The sequence below is a fragment of the Streptomyces sp. NPDC059853 genome, from assembly GCF_042731495.1.
In the GTDB taxonomy this organism is placed as follows: Bacteria; Actinomycetota; Actinomycetes; order Streptomycetales; family Streptomycetaceae; genus Streptomyces.
In genome coordinates this window covers 1-17,066 of sequence record NZ_JBHWJL010000098.1, presented here as the reverse complement: position 1 = coordinate 17,066, position 17,066 = coordinate 1, and the positions used below count along the sequence as shown (strand labels likewise).

The following is a 17,066-nucleotide window of genomic DNA, read 5'->3' as shown; positions in this document are numbered from 1 at the left end:
GGCGCGCACCATGTCGACCACGTGCCGCATGTCCATGGTCGGTTCGGCCCGCACGGAGCCGTCCGGCTGCCGGACGGCCGGCTGCGGCCGGTCCTCCGGGGTGACGTTGCCGATGTCGAGCTGGCCGCAGGAGATGCCGTACGGGCGGCCGTCGAGGGCGAACGCCTTGGTGAGTCCGGCGACGGCGTGCTTGGCGGCCGTGAAGGCGGGCGAGTGCGGGCGCGGGGCGTGCGCGGACAGCGCGCCGGTGTTGATGATGCGCCCGCCGCGCGGCCGCTGCTCCTTCATGACGCGGAACGCGGCCTGGGAGCACAGGAAGGTGCCGGTGGCGATGGAGTCCATCACCCGGTGCCAGTCGGCCGCCGCCACCTCCTCCACCGGCACGTACGGCATGGTGTCGGCGGCGTTGTTGAACAGCAGGTCGAGCCGCCCGTACCGCTCCCGCACCTCGCCGAACAGGGCGTCCACGGCCGCCGGGTCGGCGACATCGGCCGGGACGGCGGCCAGCCGGGCCCGGTCGGCGGCCGGGGCGAGCGCCGCCGTGGCCAGGAGCCGTTCCCGGCGCCGCCCGGTCAGCACCACCGTCCAGCCGTCCGCGAGCAGCCCCAGCGCGCACGCCCGGCCGACCCCGCTGCCCGCCCCCGTCACCACGGCCGTCCGCTCCGTCATGCCCCGCCCGTCCCTTCGCCCGCCCGGCCCGTGCGGCGCCGGTCGCACCGCACGGCCGGGTACGTGTCCCCCGCCGGTCCCTCGCAAACTGGAGCAGCCATGAATGGCGCCATCCCCGCCCTCGGCGGCACCGATACCAGCCGCGCCTGGTTCGACCGCGCGCGGCGCTCGCTGGCCGGCGGCATCAGCTCATCCGCCCGGCTGACCTCGACCGGACCGCACCCGTACCCGCTGTATCTGCGCGAGGGCGCGGGCGCGCGGGTCCGGGACGTGGACGGCAACGAGTACATCGACCACCTCATCTCCTACGGCAGCGCGGTGCTCGGCCACGCCTCCCCGCTGCTCGCCGAGGCGCTGGCCCCGCTGCTGAGCACGGGCACGATGTTCGGCACCTGTACCACCGAGGAGGTCGAACTCGCCGAGCGGATCCAGGCGATGGTGCCGTGCGCCGAACTCGTCCGGTTCGCCAACTCCGGCAGCGAGGCCGTCCAGGGCGCGGTGCGGGCCGCGCGCGGTGCCACCGGGCGGTCGCTGATCCTGAAGTTCGAGGGCCATTACCACGGCTGGTCCGACACCCTGGCCGTCTCCAACCGTCCGACGCCCGAGCAGGCGGGGCCGGCCGCGGCGCCCCGCTCCGTCCCGCACTCCCCCGGCATCCCGCGCGGCGTCGTGGACGACGTGGTCGTCTGCCCATGGAACGACCCGGACGCGCTGCGCACGGTCCTCGCCGCCCACCGCGGCCGGCTCGCGGCGGTGATCTGCGAGCCCGTCGTCGCCAACAACGCCTGCACGATGCCCGTCCCCGGCTATCTGGAGCTGCTGCGCGAGCTGTGCACGGCGTACGGGGTGCCGCTGATCTTCGACGAGGTGTGCACCGGGTTCCGTACCGGTCCCGGCGGCGCGCAGGGCCTCTACCAGGTGGTGCCGGATCTGGCGGTGTTCGCCAAGGCGCTGGGCGGCGGGGTGCCGATCGCCGCGTTCGCCGGGCGGCGCGCGCTGATGGAGCCGCTGGCGGAGGGCCGGGTCAAGCACGGCGGTACGTACAACGCGTCGCCGCTGTGCGCCACGGCCGCGCTCACCACGCTGCGGGCGCTGGCCGACCCGGCGGTCACCGGGTGGATCGAGGAGGCGGGCCGCCGGATCATGGAGGCCGTACGCCGGGCCGCCCGGGACCGGGGCGTGCCGTGCGCGGTGCAGGGGGTCGGCGCGATGTTCCAGGTGGTGTTCACCCCGGACGGTGCCCCGACCCGGAACTACCGGGAGCTGCTGGCCGCCGACGGGCGCCGCTACGACGCGTTCCGGCACGAACTGCTGCGGCGCGGGGTGCATGTGAACGCCTACGGGGCGGCCTGCTGGTTCGTCGCGGCGGCGGTGACCGAGGACGAGGTGGCCGCCACCTGCGCGGCGGTGGCGGAGGCGTTCGCCGTCCTGTGAGGCGCCGGGCCGCGTCCGGGCCGGGCCGGTGTCACGCCGCCGCCAGCAGCCGTTCGCGGTCCGCCGCCGCCAGGCCGAGCGACATGCCGACGAGCGTGAGCGTGACGCGTTCCGCCTCCGTGTACGGGCCGTCCGCCAGCGCGATGCGCGCGCCGTGCAGCAGCAGGCTCTCCCGGCCCGGCACGGCCAGGTGCGGGGCCAGCGGCTCCAGCACCTCGCGGACCTCCGCCTCCGAGGGCGCGCCCACCAGGCCGTCGCCCGGCGCCTGGGGGAAGCCGGCCTCGCGCAGCGAGTCCTCGGCCGCCGCCCGGGAGGCGGGGTCCCCGGGCGCCAGCAGGGCCAGCGCCACCGTCCGGTAGGCGTCCCGCAGCAGCAGCGCGAGCCCGGTGGTGGTGGGATGGTCCAGGGCGGTGACCGGGTGGTGGGTCCCGCACAGCACACAGGCGACGACCTGGCCTGCCGCGCCGAGCGGCAGCAGCGGCACGCCCAGGACCGTCAGCCGGCGCCGTCCGGCCAGCCGCTGGTAGCAGCGGTCGCCACCGCAGCCGGGGCAGAAGAAGTCCCCGTCGTCGGTGACACGCCACGCCGTCCGGATACCTGTCCCTGCCACCCTCGGCACACCCGACCTCCGTAACACGCCCGCAACACTGCGAGTGTGAGAGGTGATGTTAGCCACACTCCGGCGCCGGGGGCAGTAGTCGGACCGGCCAAAAGCACGGCCGGAACCGGCCCGCGCCCGCATCGGGGACACGGGCCGGCCCGGCCGCGCTCGTTCAGGGGGTCAGCGAGCCGCCCGGTTGACGGCGGAGACGACCGCCTTCAGCGAGGCCCGCACGATGTTGGCGTCGATGCCGATGCCCCACAGCACCCGGTCGCCGACGGCGCACTCGATGTACGCCGCCGCCTGGGAGCCCGCGCCCTCGCTCATGGTGTGCTCGACGTAGTCCAGCAGCCGAACCTCCTGGCCGATCACCCCGGCCCGGGACAGGGCGTCGAAGAAGGCCGCCAGCGGGCCGTTCCCCTCGCCCGTCAGCACCGTGTCGGCGCCGTCGACGACCGCCTCGACGGTCAGCGCGTCCACCCCGCCGCCGCTGGTGGTGGTCTGGGCGTCGCGCAGCGCGATCCGGCCCCAGCCCGGCGCCCCGCCCTCGGCCGGCAGGTACTCGTCCGCGAAGACCCGCCAGATCTCGGCCGGCGTGATCTCGCCGCCCTCCGCGTCGGTCTTCTCCTGGATGATCCGCGAGAACTCCACCTGCATGCGGCGCGGCAGGTCCAGCTTGTGGTCGGTCTGCAGCACGTAGGCGATGCCGCCCTTGCCGGACTGCGAGTTGACCCGGATGACCGCCTCGTAGGTGCGGCCCACGTCCTTGGGGTCGATCGGCAGGTACGGCACGTCCCAGCCCAGCTCGTCCACCGCGACGCCGCGGCGGGCGGCCTCGGCCGCCATCGCCTCGAAGCCCTTCTTGATGGCGTCCTGGTGCGAGCCGGAGAAGGAGGTGTACACCAGGTCACCGGCGTACGGGTGACGCGGCGGGACCTCCATCTGGTTGCAGTACTCGTAGGTGCGGCGGATCTCGTCGATCTGCGAGAAGTCGATCTGCGGGTCCACGCCCTGCGAGAACAGGTTCATGCCCAGCGTCACCAGGTCGACGTTGCCGGTGCGCTCGCCCTGCCCGAACAGACAGCCCTCCACCCGGTCCGCCCCGGCCATCACCGCCAGCTCGGCGGCGGCCACCGCCGTCCCCCGGTCGTTGTGCGGGTGCGCGGACAGACACACGTGCTCGCGGTGCGACAGGTGCCGGGACATCCACTCGAAGCGGTCGGCGTAGGTGGAGGGCACGGAGCGCTCCACCGTCGCGGGCAGGTTCAGGATGATCTCGCGGCCCTCCTCCGGCTGCCACACCTCCATCACCGACTCGCAGACCTCCAGCGCGAAGTCCAGCTCGGTGTCGGTGAAGATCTCCGGGCTGTACTGGTAGCCGAATGTGGTCCGGTCGTCCAGCAGCTTCTCGGCGTACTCCATCACCAGCCGGGTGCCGTCCACCGCGATCCGCCGTACGTCGTCCCGCCCGCCGCGGAAGACGACCCGGCGGAAGGTGGGGGCGGTGGCGTTGTACAGGTGGACGGTGGCGCGCGGCGCGCCGGCCAGCGACTCGACGGTGCGGGCGATCAGCTCCTCGCGGGCCTGGGTCAGGACGGAGATCGTCACGTCCTCGGGGATCGCGCCCTCCTCGATGACGGAGCGCACGAAGTCGAAGTCGGTCTGCCCGGAGGCCGGGAAGCCGATCTCGATCTCCTTGTAGCCCATCTTCACCAGCAGGTCGAACATGGCGCGTTTGCGGGCCGGCGACATCGGGTCGATCAGCGCCTGGTTGCCGTCCCGCAGGTCGGTGGACAGCCAGCGCGGCGCGGCCGTGATCCGCTTGCCGGGCCAGGTGCGGTCGGGCAGGTCCACCGCCTCGTACGGCGTGTAGCGGTGGACGGGCATGCCGGAGGCGCGCTGCGGGGCGGTGGCGGCGGTGATGGGCGTCGGCTTGGGCACGGGGGCTCCTGGATGATGCGAGGGATCGACGGGATCGTGGAAACGGCCGACGGCAGCGCCGAACTCCGCGGGGAGGGGGTCGGCCCGTACGACTACAGACCCTCGCCGCGGCGGCTAAGGAGAAGAAGGTTCCCGTGACGCATCGCCCGCCCAGCCTAACCCGGGCGCCGGGCGGCCCGCCGGACCCGTATCACTATGCGAGACCGCGCAAAACCGGTGGCCGCGCCCGGACGGGGGTGATCTGCTGACCGCATGGACACGGAAACGGTACGGGCCCGCTTCGACGAGCAGCTCAGAGCGCACGCGGCCGGGGGCGAGCGCTCGGGCCCGGTGGTGCGGGTGACCCGGGAGCGCGGCGGCTGGGACGGGGTGGTGTGGTCCGGCCTCACCGAGGCGACGGCGGACGCCGCGATCGCCGACCAGATCCGGTACTTCACGGACCTGGGGCGCGGCTTCGAGTGGAAGTGGTACGCGCACGACGGACCCGCCGATCTGGGTGACCGGCTGCGGGCGGCCGGCTTCGTACCCGATCCGCCGGAGACGCTGATGGCCGCCGAGGTGGCCGCGCTGCCCACCGTCCCCGTACTGCCGGACGGGGTCGCGCTGCACCGGGTGACGGACGACGCGGGGGTGGAGCTGATGCTGCGCGCGCACCGGCGGGCCTTCGGCACCGACCCGGCGGGGCTGGGCGCCATGGTGCGCGAGCAACTGGCGAGCACCCCGGAGCTGATCGACGTCCTGGTGGCGGTGACCGACGACGGCGACCCGGTGAGCGCGGCACGGCTGGAGCGCTGGCCGGGCACCGACTTCGCCGGGCTGTGGGGCGGCGGCACGGCGCCCGAGTGGCGCGGCCGGGGCATCTACCGGGCGCTGGTCGCGGCGCGCGCCGCGATCGCCGCCGCGCACGGGGTGCGCTATCTCCAGGTGGACGCCTCGGACGACAGCCGCCCGATCCTGCGGCGGCTGGGCTTCGAGGAACTCGGCACCACCGTCCCGTACACGTACGGGGACGCGGGCGGGGCCGGCTGACCGGCCGCGCGGCCCCCGCCGGGCGGGGGCCGGGGCGCGTCAGAAGCCGAGACGGCGCAGCTGCTTGGGGTCGCGCTGCCAGTCCTTGGCGACCTTCACGTGCAGGTCGAGGAAGACCGGGGTGCCCAGCAGCGCCTCGATCTGCTTCCGGGCCTTGGTGCCCACGTCCTTGAGCCGGCTGCCCTTGGGGCCGATGACGATGCCCTTCTGGCTGGGCCGCTCGATGAAGACGTTGGCGTGGATGTCGAGCAGCGGCCGGTCGGCCGGGCGGTCCTCGCGGGGCAGCATCTCCTCGACCACCACGGCGATGGAGTGCGGCAGTTCGTCACGCACCCCTTCGAGGGCGGCCTCGCGGATCAGCTCGGCGATCATCGTCTGCTCGGGCTCGTCGGTGAGATCGCCCTCGGGGTACAGCGGCGGGCCCTCGGGCAGCAGCGGCACCAGCAGGTCCGCGAGCAGCCCGACCTGGGAGTCGCCGACCGCCGAGACGGGCACGATCTCCGCCCACTCCAGGCCGAGTTCGGCGCCGAGCCGCTGCACGTCCAGCAGCCGCTCCGCCAGCACCTGCGGCTCCACCAGGTCCGTCTTGGTGACGACGGCGACCTTGGGGGTGCGCTTGATCTCCGCCAGTTCCTTGGCGATGTACCGGTCGCCGGGGCCGATCTTCTGGTCGGCGGGCAGGCAGAACCCGATGACGTCGACCTCGGCCCAGGTGGTGCGCACCACGTCGTTGAGCCGCTGGCCCAGCAGGGTGCGCGGCTTGTGCAGCCCGGGGGTGTCCACCAGCACCAGCTGGGCGTCGTCGCGGTGGACGATGCCGCGCACCGAGTGCCGGGTGGTCTGCGGGCGGCTGGAGGTGATGGCGATCTTCGTGCCGACCAGCGCGTTGGTCAGGGTCGACTTGCCGGCGTTGGGGCGGCCGACGAAGCAGGCGAAGCCCGAACGGTAGCCCTGCGGCACAGAGCCGAACATCGCGGACATCGGGGAAAGGGAGTCACTCATGAGGCCGCGATCGTCGCACGAAGGTCGCCCTCGGGGCCAGCCAGCAGGACGGGGGTGCCCGCCCCGCCCAGGTCGCGCACGGCCGCCAGGTCCTCGGCGGCCACCTCGGTGGTGTCCGCGTCGGTGACCAGGGCCGCCGCTTCCAGGGAGGCGGCGCCGCTGGAGGCGGCCATCGCCACCGCCGTGCGCAGCGCGCTCAGCCGCAGCGACGGCAGGTCGACGGCGGTCGCGACATACGTACGACCGGTCTCGTCCCGTACCGCCGCCCCCTGTGGCACCCCGCTGCGGGCGCGGGCACTGCGCGCCAGGGTGATGATCTTGCGGTCCTCGGCGTCACTCATACCCAGGAGCTTACGGGCTGTGCGCGGGCCCGCGGTGCGGCCCGTCCGCTCGGCGGGCGGCCGCCGCCCCGCGCCGGGTCGGTGAGGGGGCGGGGAAACGCGGCCCGGTGCGGGCCCGGCCGGTGCGGCCCTACAACTCCGTGGCCCCCGGCTGGTCCGGCAGGGGCTGCGGGGTGTGGCCCTCGGCGACCTGCTGGAGTTTCTCCACGGCACGTTCGGCGAGACCGGTCAGCCCGCCGGCCGCGGCGTCATCCCGCCCGGCCTGGGCGACCCGTACGGTGTGGGCGCCGACCCGGGCGATCACCACCTCGGCGACGACGCCCGCCTCGCCGGGGCCGCCGCTCTCGCGGGTGAAGCGCAGCGCGGCGGCCTCGTCGCCGAGCCCTTCGGGGCTGCTGCCGTCGCCGTCGGCGGTGTAGGAGACGGTGCTGGTGTTCCGCTCGGCGCCCTCCTCGGCGTGGAAGGTGGCGCACTCGTGGGCGGCGCGCGCGAAGCCCTCCATGGCGGCGCGGGCGCCCGCCTCGTCGCCGTGCGCGGCGGCGACCGTCACCACGAAGGGTCCGGCGTGGGTGCGGGCGAACCCGGCCCGCGCGGTGCCGCTGCCGTCCCCGGCGGGCTCGAACAGTTCGCGGCAGCCGTCCTCGGTGGGCCGGGGGACGCCGATGCCGCGCCGTTCGGCCTGTTCGCTGCTGTCGCCGGCCCAGCCCTGCGGGAAGTCGGTGTGATCCAGCAGGGCGGAGCGCAGCCGGTCCTCGTCCAGCGCGCCGTCCCCGGTGGCGACGGTGATGGCGGGGGTGCCGGGCCCCGTGCTGCCGCCGCCTGCGGCGCCGGGCGGCAGGGTGGCTCCGGCGAGCAGTCCGAGGGCGGCGACCGAGGCGAGGGGGGCGAGGACGATCGTGCGCTGCGGAAGGTGCATGCCTCCCATGGCGCCACCCGAACGGCCCCCGGGCCACTGCCGCACGGCCGTTCGGGTGAGGCGCCCGGACGGGGCCGGGAGCCGGGCCGGACCCGGGCGTCCTCATCTGTCCGGCGGCACGGGGGCCGCGTATCCGAGCACGGCGAGCAGCCCGGCCACGGTGAGGACGGCGAGGACGATCGACGGCCCGGGAACAGGCACGGGTTCCGCTCCTGCCCGCAGCCGCCGCCCGAACCGGGTACGCGGCAGCCGGGTGCCGCCGCCGGACGGTGGCGTGGCGGTCCGGGACGCGAAGAACCCCGACCGGCCCCACCTCTGCTTCGCGGCCGGCGCATGGGCAGCCTTCAAGGGCGGCGTCGTGCTCGGGGACTTCGACAACCTCCGACCCGCCCACACCCCAGGGCAGCCGGTCTACCGAGGGCCGCCAGCCAGCCTGCCGGCCGTTTCCTCCTCTCGCAGTCCGCTGATCTCTCGGCCCACCTGGCTCATCACGAACTCACCCAGCGGCAGCGTCAGGTCCATGCGCCGGATGCACACGCCGACCATGAACGGCCCGTTGCGGGCCCGGTAGAGACGGATTCCGTAGTAGCCCTCCTCGCAGTCGGTGTCGTTGTTGAAGCGACAGTTCCGGCAGGTCTGCGGGAGCCGGACCGGCCGGATGCGTTTGACGTACATCGGCGAGCCGTCCGGAAGCCGGTAGCGCGTGCGCCAGTCGGAGGCGCCGGCGGTGAGGATGTGTTCCTCCGGCTGTGCGTCCAGTTCCTTGAGAACAAGGGAGATCGCGTCCAGCGAGGAGCGCTGGCCGTCCGCCAGCGAGGTGAGCAGCCGGATGGTCGCGGTACTGCCGTGTCGGGCCACCAGCCGCAGGACCCTCGCCACGTGCTCGCGGCCGGGCACGACGATGTTCGCCGACACACCGATGCCGCACGACGCCGCCGTACGGATGGACTCGTCCAACGCGCGCAGCTTGCGTTCCGCCAGTTTGACGGAGCGGTACTTTCCACCCTGTACCGCCGCCAGTTCGCGGGCCGTGGTGCCGAAGACGCTGAAGTTCACCCGAGCCAGCCCGGCCTCCGCACAGGCGGGCAGCACGGCGGCGCCGTTCTCGCCGTTGGAGGTGAGGCCAACGGTGAGGCCCACCCGCCGGGCATCGGCGACGAGCGCGGGCAACCGGGGGTGAAGTGTGGGCTCCCCGCCGGTGAAATATGCCTCGTCGGTTGCGACCGTGCCGCGCACGGCCGCCAGGGCGAGGGCGAAATCGGGGCCCGGTTCGATGCGGGCCGGCTGGAAGGCGACGCCGTTGGTATGGGCGTAGATCGATACCCGGCCGCTGGTGACGGCACCGGGCCGGTCCGGGCGGTCCGCCGCGACGGGCGTTCCCTCGTTGTGGCAGAAGGTGCAGGCCAGGCCGCAATGGTCGAGGATCTTGACGCGCAGGGTGCGATCGGGCAGGACGGTGCGGGGGAGACCGTCCCGGGGCAGGTCCATGGGTCCTCCTGTGCAGAGGTATCAGTCGGGGAGGCGCAGCTCCTTGATCGCCTTCAGGTCATGGCCGTAGTGGTGATAGACGTCCTGGGTGTTGAGGTAGACCAGCGAGTCCGCGCTGATGCCGAGGTGCTGTGCCGTGGAGAGCACGTGGTCCTCGCTGTCTCCTTCGATCTCCAGGTACGGCGGGATCAGCGGCCAGGTGTCGATCTCCAGCCGGGCGCCGGCCAGGAGGTAGGAACTGCGCAGGTTCTCCTGGTAGCCCCTGGCCACGAACCCCATCGCGAGCAGTACGGCATGGGTGCCGTCGAAGTCCGTGACAGCGGTCTCGGTCTCGTGGGTGCCGTCAATGGCGTCGGACCGGATCTCCTTGACACAGAGCGTCGTGGTGTCGCCGTCCGTGCGCAGCCTGATCCACTGCCTGGCGACCGGGGGGATGAGGTCGTAGACGTAGCGGCGCATCCGGCGGGTGCCGAGGCGCTTGCCGCCGAGGCGCTCAATCGTGGCGGCCATGGCGCTGGTGTCGATCTCCAGAACCTTGGCCTCGTACTCGATGGTCGGCATAGTGGCGGCTCCTTGGCAACCGAAGTGAGCATACCCGCAGTTGAGGGAATTATTCACTCAACGAGTGAATAATTCAAAGGGCGGATCGTCAGCGCTCCGCCTGCTCACGACTGGCGGACAGCAGCAGTTCGCGCGCTTCCGCGCCGAAGACCGCCGCTTCCCTCATGGTCTGGAACATCCGCAGGTACACGGCGACATCGCGGGGTTCGGTCACGGTCACGGAGGCATGCTCCAGGCTGATCGTCACCATGCGCTCGTCGTAGATCTGGTAGCCGTGCAAGGGGGTGTCCCCCGGCCGGGCCGAGAAGGGGATCACACCCACGTCCACGTTGGTGAGCGTGGCGATCGAGGCGATGTGCGCGAGCTGGGCCGCCATCACATCCCCGGGGCAGAAGCCCCAGCGCAGCACGGCCTCGGTGAGCACGAAGGCAAAGCGCCGGCCGGGGTCGTAGAGCGCCTGCTGTCTCTCCTGCTTGGCGGCGGTGGCCCGGGCCACTTCAGGCCCGGACAACACGAGCGTGATCACGCGACGGATGTACTCCGCGGTTTGCAGCAATCCCGGCACCATCACCGGGGAGAAGAACCGGAGGGCAGTGGCGGATGACTCGACGCGCCGGATCTGGTCCTGTTTTTGCGCGGACCCGCGTCGCCGGAGAGTGTCGTTCGACTCGACCATCGTGTGCAAACCGGCAGCCAACTCCAGCAGTTCCTCGCGTTCGCTGGAGGAAGCCCCGTAGAGGGCGAGCAACGTCTCGACATCCTCACGCGCGGGCAGCAGCCGGCCATTCTCCAGCTTGGAGATCTTGGGCTGCGACATGCCGCTGGCCTCGGCTGCCCGCACGCCGGTCATGGCGGCCGCCTTGCGCAGGGCGCGCAGGGCAGCCGCCAGCCGGCGGCGGTCGGAGTCGTAACGCTCGGGCTCGGAGTGCATCCAGGTCGTACCAGTCGGAGAGGTCGGAGAGGATCAGCTGCCGCTGCGCAGCCAGTTCTCACGCCAGTATTGCGGATGGGAACGCCAGTACGCCGGGAAGGGTGTCGCCAGGTCCAGCGCCTGATCCCGGAGCCGTACGTATGCGGCGACTTCCTCCGGATCGTCGATGGCCGAGGCCCCGAGGAACCTGCCCTGGTTGTCGTAGTGCATCCGCAGGACGACCCGACCGTCCATCATCCACCAGTCGAAAGGCGGGAGTTCGGGGAGAGTGTCAACCTCGGAGCGGTCGATGATGAAGGTCCGCTGCCCGAGCCGTTCCGTCGCCGTGTAGGACCACTCGCACTCCCAGCGCTCGTACTCGCTGAGCGGGCCCGCCAGCACGCGCACCTTGCGGAACGCGATGCCCTCGCGCACCCGGCGTTCGATCTCCTCGTACCAAGGACTCGGGGCCGCATGCGACGCGTACGGTTCTCCGGCGAGATAGGCGCGCAGACGCGGCTGCTCGACATCGACCTTGTACGAGCTGAGCCCTTCCAGCCGGAACCATTCGCTCTTGGCGTTGTCGAAGTACGCGTCGAACTCCTCGCTACTGAGCATTGCGCAGCACCTCGGCTACCAGATCGGCGGGGAGCTCCACAACTCCCTCGTGTTCCGGGAGTTCGAGTGCGGCGATGGCGTCCGAATCAGCCACCTTCCAGCCCCGGGCGACCACGGTGCCCCGATCCGTGCGATACAAGGCGGGACAATCGCGCTCGTCGTTGCAGCCCTCCGTGACACGCAAGAGTTCAAGATTCATCGGGCAGCCCCCTCCACGTGGCATTCATACCAGGATTATTCGAGGCCACTCATGAATAATTCAAGGGCGCACAGGGGGCGCGCTCACGCGCGCCCCCTGCCTTATCGCTGTCCTCTCGCCGCCCCGCGTCAGGCCGCTTCCTCCGCGGCCGGCGGCTCGGCGCGGACCGGCTCCACCACGACCCGGTCGATGCGGTTGCGGCGCCCCGTCGGCGGTTCCGCGGTCAGGCGCAGACCGGCCAGCTCCGGGTGGGCGCGGTCCCCGGTGAGTTCGACGACGGTGGTCGCCCCGGCGATCGGGACCCGGCCCAGCGACTTGGCGAGCAGGCCGCCGACCGTCTCGACGTCCTCGTCCTCCAGGTCGACCCCGAACAGCTCGCCCAGGTCCCCCAGGTCGAGCCGGGAGGTGACCCGGTAGGCGCCGTCCGCCAGTTCGGCGACCGGCGGCAGCTCGGTGTCGTACTCGTCGGCGATCTCCCCGACGATCTCCTCCAGGATGTCCTCGATGGTGACGATCCCGGCCGTGCCGCCGTACTCGTCGATGGCGACCGCCACATGGATGTGGTCGCGCTGCATCTCGCGCAGCAGGTCACCGGCGTTCTTGGTGTCGGGCACGAACGTGGCCGGGCGCATCACCGTCTCCACCGGGTCGGCCTCGGCCTCCCGGCTGATGTGCACCGCCCGGGCCAGGTCCTTCAGGTAGACGATGCCGACGATGTCGTCGTCGCTCTCGCCCGTCACCGGGATCCGGGAGAACCCGGAGCGCAGTGCCAGCGACAGGCCCTGCCGCAGGGTCTTGTCGCGGCTCAGGGAGATCAGGTCGGTGCGCGGCACCATCACCTCGCGCACGAGGGTGTCGCCCAGTTCGAAGACGGAGTGCACCATGCGGCGTTCCTCGTCCTCGATCAGCGACTCGCGCTCCGCCAGGTCCACCATCGCCCGCAGCTCGGCCTCGGAGGCGAAGGGGCCCTTGCGGAAGCCCTTGCCGGGGGTGACGGCGTTACCGACGATGATCAGCAGCTGGGCGAGCGGCCCGAGCACCCGCGCCAGCGGGATCAGCACCAGCGCCGCCGCGCGCGAGGTCGTCACCGGGTGCTGGCGTCCGATGGTGCGCGGCGAGACGCCGATGACCACGAACGACAGCACCACGGTCACCGGGATGGCGACCAGCAGTGCCTGCCAGACCTCGTCGAAGCTCTTGAGGCAGGCGTAGGTGACGAGCACCGCCAGGCCCATCTCGCCGGCGACGCGCACCAGCAGGGCCAGGTTGAGGTAGCGGGTGGGGTCGGCGGCCACGGTCACCAGCCGTGCCGCGCCGCGCCGGCCCTCGCGGGCCGCCTGCTCGGCGCGGAAGGCGGTGATCCGGCTCAGCCCGGCCTCCGCGCAGGAGGCCAGCCAGGCGATGACCAGCAGTACCAGCAGGAAGGTCCACAGTGTGGCGTCCATCGTTGTTCTTCCTCGCCCGCCCGGCTCAGGTGATCGTCGGAGCCGGGGACGGGCCGGTCAGCCCCGCCTCGGCGCGCCAGCCGTCCACGATGGCCTGCTGGAGGCCGAACATCTCGGCCTTCTCCGCGGGCTCCTCGTGGTCGTATCCCAGCAGGTGCAGCACCCCGTGCACGGTGAGCAGCTGGAGTTCGTCGTCCATGGAGTGCCCGGTGGGGGCGGCGGCCCCCTGGGCCTTCGCCACCTGCGGGCACAGCACGATGTCGCCGAGGAGCCCCTTGGCGGGCTCCTCCTCGTCCTTGGCCGGCGGACGCAGTTCGTCCATCGGGAAGGACATGACGTCGGTGGGCCCGGGGAGGTCCATCCACTGGAGGTGCAGCGCCTCCATGGCCTCCTCGTCGACCGCGATGACCGACAGTTCCGACAGTGGGTGGATCCGCATCCGGCTCAGCGCGTAGCGGGCGATGTCCTGCACCGCGGCCACGTCGATGTCCATGCCGGATTCATTGTTGACCTCGATCGCCATGGTGGTGTCGCGGCTACTTTCCCTGTCCGTCGCCGTGCCCGGCGCGCTGGTCGAAGCGGTCGTACGCGTCGACGATCCGGCCGACCAGCTTGTGCCGGACGACGTCGGTGCTGTTGAGCCGGGAGAAGTGCACGTCGGGCACCCCGTCCAGGATCTCCTGCACCTGCCGCAGGCCGCTCTTGGTGGAGCCCGGGAGGTCGACCTGGGTCACGTCGCCGGTGATGACGATCTTGGACTCGAACCCGAGGCGGGTGAGGAACATCTTCATCTGCTCGGGGTTCGTGTTCTGCGCCTCGTCCAGGATGATGAACGCGTCGTTCAGCGTCCGGCCGCGCATGTACGCCAGCGGGGCGACCTCGATCGTGCCCGCGCTCAGCAGCCGCGGGATCGAGTCGGGGTCGAGCATGTCGTGCAGCGCGTCGTAGAGCGGGCGCAGATAGGGGTCGATCTTCTCGTAGAGCGTGCCGGGCAGGAATCCGAGCCGTTCGCCGGCCTCGACCGCCGGGCGGGTGAGGATGATCCGGTTGACCTGCTTGGACTGGAGCGCCTGGACGGCCTTGGCCATGGCCAGGTAGGTCTTGCCGGTGCCGGCCGGGCCGATGCCGAAGACGATCGTGTGCCGGTCGATGGCGTCCACGTACCGCTTCTGGTTCAGCGTCTTGGGCCGGATGGTCTTGCCCCGGTTGGACAGGATGTTCTGGGTGAGGACCTCGGCGGGGCTCTCCACCGCGCCGCCGCCCTCGCCCGAGGAGCGCAGCATGGCGATGGAGCGCTCCACGGCGTCCTCGGTGAGCGGCTGTCCGGTGCGCAGGACGAGCATCATCTCGTCGAAGAGGCGCTGGATCAGCGCCACCTCGGCGGCTTCGCCGGTGGCGGTGATCTCGTTGCCGCGCACATGGATGTCGGTGGCGGGGAACGCTGTCTCGATGACCCGCAGCAGGGAGTCGCCGGAACCCAGCACCGTGACCATCGGGTGCTTGGCGGGGACGGCGAACCGTGCGGTCGCCTCGGTGGCCGGGGCCACTGGCTGGTGCGTGGGTGTCTGTGTCATGGGCGGCCGGGGGGCCAGCTCATCCCTCTCTAGTCCTCGGTGTCCGGGTTCCCAGGGTACGACGCCCGGCCCACAGACCCCTAGAGGATTACCCTGTGCGATCGTTCCGCCGCCCGGCGGCACCGGCCCCGGCCCCGGCGGTGTCCCGGAAGCCGAGCGTGGGCACCGCCCGGCGGCGCGGCCAGGCGGGGGCCTCGTACGGCAGCAGCCGGTCGAGGAAGGCGTAGCGGCCCAGGGCCTGCTCCATCGGGGTGCCGGCCGGGGTCAGCGCGGGGACGCGCTGCCACCAGGCGGCGATCTCGCCCCAGCCGGGCGCGGACAGCGAGCCGCCGAACTCCTGCACCGACAGCGCGGCGGTCAGCCCCGCGAACGCCAGCCGGTCCGCGAGCGGCCAGCCGGCCAGCGTCCCGGTGACGAAGCCGGCCACGAACACGTCCCCGGCCCCGGTGGTGTCCAGCGCCTCCACGTCGATGGCGGGCACCTCGGCGGTCTCCCCGGTGCGCCCGTCGGCCGCGTACGCGCCCTCGGCGCCCATGGTGACCACCGCGAGCGGCACCCGCTCGGTCAGCGCCCGGGCGGCGGCGCGCGGGCAGTCGGTGCGGGTGTAGCGCATCGCTTCCTCGGCGTTGGGCAGGAACGCCTCGCAGTAGGCCAGTTCCGGGAGCGCGGCCAGGTCCCAGGCGCCGGTGTCGTCCCAGCCCACGTCGGCGAAGAGCAGGCTGCCCGCGCCGGCCGCCGCCGTGATCCACTCCTGCGGCTGGCCGGGGCTGAGCGAGGCGACCGCGGACCGGGCCGGGGGCGCCGGGGGCTCGCCGGGGGCGCCTCCCCCGGGCAGCGGCGCCTCGTGGCCGTGCGAGACCATGGTGCGCTCGCCCTCGTAGGCCATGGACACGGTGACCGGTGAGTGCCAGCCCGGCACCGTCCAGGAGAGGCCCAGGTCGATGCCCTCGCCGCGCTCCAGGGTCTCCCAGCAGTACTCGCCGTACTTGTCGTCGCCGAACGCGGCGGCCAGCGAGGTGCGCAGCCCGAGCCGGGCCAGCGCGGTGGCCATGTTGGCGACCCCGCCGGGGCTGGAGCCCATGCCGCGCGCCCAGGACTCGGTGCCGCGCACCGGGGCGGAGTCGAGGCCGGTGAAGATGATGTCCAGGAAGACGGTGCCGGTCAGGTACACGTCGCAGCCGGGATCGCCGGGCCGTCGCACGTCCGCCAGCGGATCGAACGTGCACCCGAGCGGTGCGGGCCGTGGGGTCTGGTCGTCGGTGCTCACCCTGCTGCTCCTGGTCCGTACGCGCCTCCACGGCAGGTGTACGTTGCCGTGCATGAGGCTGGCGATCATTGGCGGCGGCGGATTCCGCGTCCCCCTGGTATACCGCGCCCTGCTGGACGATGACGGCCACGGGCGGTGCGAGGAGGTGACGCTGTACGACACCGACCCCGCGCGGCTGCGGGTGATCGGCGCCGTGCTGGCGGCCGAGGCCGCCCGGGCGTCCCGGGCGCCGCGCGTGCGGGCCACCACCGACCTGGACGAGGCGCTGGCCGGGGCCGGCTTCGTCTTCTCCGCGATCCGGGCGGGCGGCCTGGCCGGCCGGGTCAGGGACGAGCGGGTGCCGCTGGCGGCGGGCGTGCTGGGCCAGGAGACGGTGGGTGCGGGCGGGGTGCTGTACGGGCTGCGGTCGGTGCCCGAGGCGCTGCGGATCGCCGAGCGGGTACGGGCGGTGGCGCCGGACGCGTGGGTCATCAACTTCACCAACCCGGCCGGGATGGTCACCGAGGCGATGTCGGCGGTGCTCGGGCACCGGGTGATCGGCATCTGCGACTCGCCGGTGGGCCTGGTGCGCCGCGCGGCGCGGGCGGCGGGCGCCGATCCGGCGGCGGTCCGCTACGGCTACACCGGGCTGAACCATCTGGGCTGGCTCCAGTCGCTCACCCTGGACGGCCGGGATCTGCTGCCGGGGCTGCTGGCGGACGAGCGGGCGCTCGGCTCGTTCGAGGAGGGCCGGCTGTTCGGCGCGCGCTGGCTGCGCGCGCTGGGGGCGCTGCCGAACGAGTACCTGCACTACTACTACTTCCGCCGCGAGACCCTGGCGGCCACCCGGGCGGCCGGGGAGACGCGGGGCGCGTTCCTGGCCCGGCAGCAGGGCGCCTTCTTCACGGCGGCGCTGGCCGAGACGGATTCACCGGAACGAGTGCACGCCCGGTGGGAGCGCACCCGCCTGGAGCGTGAGGAGACCTACGGCGCCGACGGCCGGGCCGCCGCCGGGGGCGGGGAGCGCGACAGCTGCGATCTGGAGGGCGGCGGCTACGAGCAGGTGGCCCTGGACCTGATGCGGGCCATCGC

At 72.7% G+C, this 17,066-nt stretch carries 18 protein-coding genes and 1 pseudogene; 4 read left to right on the top strand and 15 right to left on the bottom strand.

From position 1 onward, the window contains the following. Positions 1-669, bottom strand: a 669-nt coding sequence (locus ACFV5N_RS13415; protein WP_385598237.1) for an SDR family oxidoreductase, incomplete at its 3' end; no start/stop codon positions are given. Between the two features lie 99 nt (positions 670-768). Here ACFV5N_RS13415 and ACFV5N_RS13410 point away from each other — a divergent pair. Beyond that, complete coding sequence (locus tag ACFV5N_RS13410) at positions 769-2,103, top strand: aspartate aminotransferase family protein (protein WP_385598235.1); 1,335 nt, start codon at positions 769-771, stop codon at positions 2,101-2,103. A gap of 31 nt (positions 2,104-2,134) precedes the next feature. Here the strand turns inward: ACFV5N_RS13410 and ACFV5N_RS13405 are convergent, their stop codons facing one another. Next, positions 2,135-2,713 carry a TerB family tellurite resistance protein gene (locus ACFV5N_RS13405; protein WP_385598232.1) on the bottom strand — a complete coding sequence of 193 codons (579 nt, stop codon included), beginning with the start codon at positions 2,711-2,713 and terminating at the stop codon, positions 2,135-2,137. A gap of 171 nt (positions 2,714-2,884) precedes the next feature. Further along, positions 2,885-4,591 carry a 2-isopropylmalate synthase gene (gene leuA, locus ACFV5N_RS13400; protein WP_385598239.1) on the bottom strand — a complete coding sequence of 569 codons (1,707 nt, stop codon included), beginning with the start codon at positions 4,589-4,591 and terminating at the stop codon, positions 2,885-2,887. A 306-nt stretch (positions 4,592-4,897) separates the two neighbouring features. Between leuA and ACFV5N_RS13395 the strand changes: the two genes are divergently transcribed. After that, positions 4,898-5,674 carry a GNAT family N-acetyltransferase gene (locus ACFV5N_RS13395; protein ID WP_385598229.1) on the top strand — a complete coding sequence of 259 codons (777 nt, stop codon included), beginning with the start codon at positions 4,898-4,900 and terminating at the stop codon, positions 5,672-5,674. Between the two features lie 39 nt (positions 5,675-5,713). On the opposite strand, the gene era is transcribed toward ACFV5N_RS13395, so the two are convergent. The 3 genes from era to ACFV5N_RS13380 form a co-directional block, all read right to left on the bottom strand. Next, positions 5,714-6,676: a GTPase Era gene (gene era, locus ACFV5N_RS13390; protein ID WP_385598226.1), complete on the bottom strand. Its 963-nt coding sequence runs from the start codon at positions 6,674-6,676 to the stop codon at positions 5,714-5,716. Beyond that, positions 6,673-7,017, bottom strand: coding sequence for a cytidine deaminase (locus ACFV5N_RS13385; protein WP_385598223.1), 345 nt, complete (start codon positions 7,015-7,017; stop codon positions 6,673-6,675). The genes era and ACFV5N_RS13385 overlap by 4 nt, the downstream gene beginning before the upstream one ends. 130 nt (positions 7,018-7,147) lie before the next feature. Continuing rightward, positions 7,148-7,933 carry a hypothetical protein gene (locus ACFV5N_RS13380; RefSeq protein ID WP_385598220.1) on the bottom strand — a complete coding sequence of 262 codons (786 nt, stop codon included), beginning with the start codon at positions 7,931-7,933 and terminating at the stop codon, positions 7,148-7,150. Positions 7,934-8,093: 160 nt separating this feature from the next. Between ACFV5N_RS13380 and ACFV5N_RS13375 the strand changes: the two are divergent. Further along, positions 8,094-8,279: pseudogene (locus tag ACFV5N_RS13375) on the top strand (DUF397 domain-containing protein); the annotation flags it as partial. A gap of 65 nt (positions 8,280-8,344) precedes the next feature. Here ACFV5N_RS13375 and ACFV5N_RS13370 read toward each other — a convergent pair. The 9 genes from ACFV5N_RS13370 to ACFV5N_RS13330 all read right to left on the bottom strand — a co-directional run bounded on the left by ACFV5N_RS13370 (position 8,345) and on the right by ACFV5N_RS13330 (position 15,995). Continuing rightward, entirely contained in the window at positions 8,345-9,421 is a 1,077-nt protein-coding gene (locus ACFV5N_RS13370; RefSeq protein WP_385598217.1) for a radical SAM protein, read from the bottom strand. Positions 9,422-9,442: 21 nt separating this feature from the next. Continuing rightward, on the bottom strand, positions 9,443-9,982 hold the full coding sequence (locus ACFV5N_RS13365; protein WP_385598214.1) for a class IV adenylate cyclase: 540 nt from the start codon (positions 9,980-9,982) through the stop codon (positions 9,443-9,445). Between the two features lie 88 nt (positions 9,983-10,070). Next, entirely contained in the window at positions 10,071-10,913 is an 843-nt protein-coding gene (locus tag ACFV5N_RS13360; RefSeq protein WP_385598211.1) for a helix-turn-helix domain-containing protein, read from the bottom strand. A gap of 33 nt (positions 10,914-10,946) precedes the next feature. Beyond that, the gene (locus ACFV5N_RS13355) at positions 10,947-11,510 is read right to left on the bottom strand and encodes a DUF6879 family protein (RefSeq protein WP_385598208.1); all 564 of its coding nucleotides are present in this window, start codon (positions 11,508-11,510) and stop codon (positions 10,947-10,949) included. Beyond that, on the bottom strand, positions 11,500-11,709 hold the full coding sequence (locus tag ACFV5N_RS13350) for a hypothetical protein (RefSeq protein WP_385598205.1): 210 nt from the start codon (positions 11,707-11,709) through the stop codon (positions 11,500-11,502). The genes ACFV5N_RS13355 and ACFV5N_RS13350 overlap by 11 nt, the downstream gene beginning before the upstream one ends. Positions 11,710-11,837: 128 nt before the next feature. Continuing rightward, a complete protein-coding gene (locus ACFV5N_RS13345) occupies positions 11,838-13,154 on the bottom strand; it encodes a hemolysin family protein (protein ID WP_385598202.1) in 1,317 nt (438 codons plus the stop codon). 25 nt (positions 13,155-13,179) lie between these two features. Next, positions 13,180-13,677, bottom strand: a complete 498-nt coding sequence (gene ybeY, locus ACFV5N_RS13340) for an rRNA maturation RNase YbeY (RefSeq protein ID WP_385598200.1) — start codon at positions 13,675-13,677, stop codon at positions 13,180-13,182. A 13-nt stretch (positions 13,678-13,690) separates the two neighbouring features. Next, on the bottom strand, positions 13,691-14,728 hold the full coding sequence (locus ACFV5N_RS13335) for a PhoH family protein (protein ID WP_385598197.1): 1,038 nt from the start codon (positions 14,726-14,728) through the stop codon (positions 13,691-13,693). Positions 14,729-14,816: 88 nt separating this feature from the next. Beyond that, a complete protein-coding gene (locus tag ACFV5N_RS13330; protein ID WP_385598194.1) occupies positions 14,817-15,995 on the bottom strand; it encodes a carbohydrate kinase family protein in 1,179 nt (392 codons plus the stop codon). 52 nt (positions 15,996-16,047) lie between these two features. Between ACFV5N_RS13330 and ACFV5N_RS13325 the strand changes: the two genes are divergently transcribed. After that, positions 16,048-17,066 (top strand): 6-phospho-beta-glucosidase (locus ACFV5N_RS13325; RefSeq protein WP_385598191.1); only part of this gene is annotated, 1,019 nt, incomplete at its 3' end.

Excerpts from the sequence above, each read along its gene's own strand:
- ACFV5N_RS13370 (WP_385598217.1), bottom strand. The coding sequence starts at position 9,421 with ATGGACCTGCCCCGGGACGGTCTCCCCCGCACCGTCCTGCCCGATCGC.
- ACFV5N_RS13410 (WP_385598235.1), top strand. The coding sequence starts at position 769 with ATGAATGGCGCCATCCCCGCCCTCGGCGGCACCGATACCAGCCGCGCC.
- ACFV5N_RS13360 (WP_385598211.1), bottom strand. The coding sequence starts at position 10,913 with ATGCACTCCGAGCCCGAGCGTTACGACTCCGACCGCCGCCGGCTGGCG.
- ACFV5N_RS13385 (WP_385598223.1), bottom strand. The coding sequence starts at position 7,017 with ATGAGTGACGCCGAGGACCGCAAGATCATCACCCTGGCGCGCAGTGCC.
- leuA (WP_385598239.1), bottom strand. The coding sequence starts at position 4,591 with ATGCCCGTCCACCGCTACACGCCGTACGAGGCGGTGGACCTGCCCGAC.
- ybeY (WP_385598200.1), bottom strand. The coding sequence starts at position 13,677 with ATGGCGATCGAGGTCAACAATGAATCCGGCATGGACATCGACGTGGCC.
- ACFV5N_RS13395 (WP_385598229.1), top strand. The coding sequence starts at position 4,898 with ATGGACACGGAAACGGTACGGGCCCGCTTCGACGAGCAGCTCAGAGCG.
- ACFV5N_RS13380 (WP_385598220.1), bottom strand. The coding sequence starts at position 7,933 with ATGCACCTTCCGCAGCGCACGATCGTCCTCGCCCCCCTCGCCTCGGTC.
- ACFV5N_RS13355 (WP_385598208.1), bottom strand. The coding sequence starts at position 11,510 with ATGCTCAGTAGCGAGGAGTTCGACGCGTACTTCGACAACGCCAAGAGC.
- ACFV5N_RS13335 (WP_385598197.1), bottom strand. The coding sequence starts at position 14,728 with ATGACACAGACACCCACGCACCAGCCAGTGGCCCCGGCCACCGAGGCG.
- ACFV5N_RS13365 (WP_385598214.1), bottom strand. The coding sequence starts at position 9,982 with ATGCCGACCATCGAGTACGAGGCCAAGGTTCTGGAGATCGACACCAGC.
- era (WP_385598226.1), bottom strand. The coding sequence starts at position 6,676 with ATGAGTGACTCCCTTTCCCCGATGTCCGCGATGTTCGGCTCTGTGCCG.
- ACFV5N_RS13350 (WP_385598205.1), bottom strand. The coding sequence starts at position 11,709 with ATGAATCTTGAACTCTTGCGTGTCACGGAGGGCTGCAACGACGAGCGC.
- ACFV5N_RS13345 (WP_385598202.1), bottom strand. The coding sequence starts at position 13,154 with ATGGACGCCACACTGTGGACCTTCCTGCTGGTACTGCTGGTCATCGCC.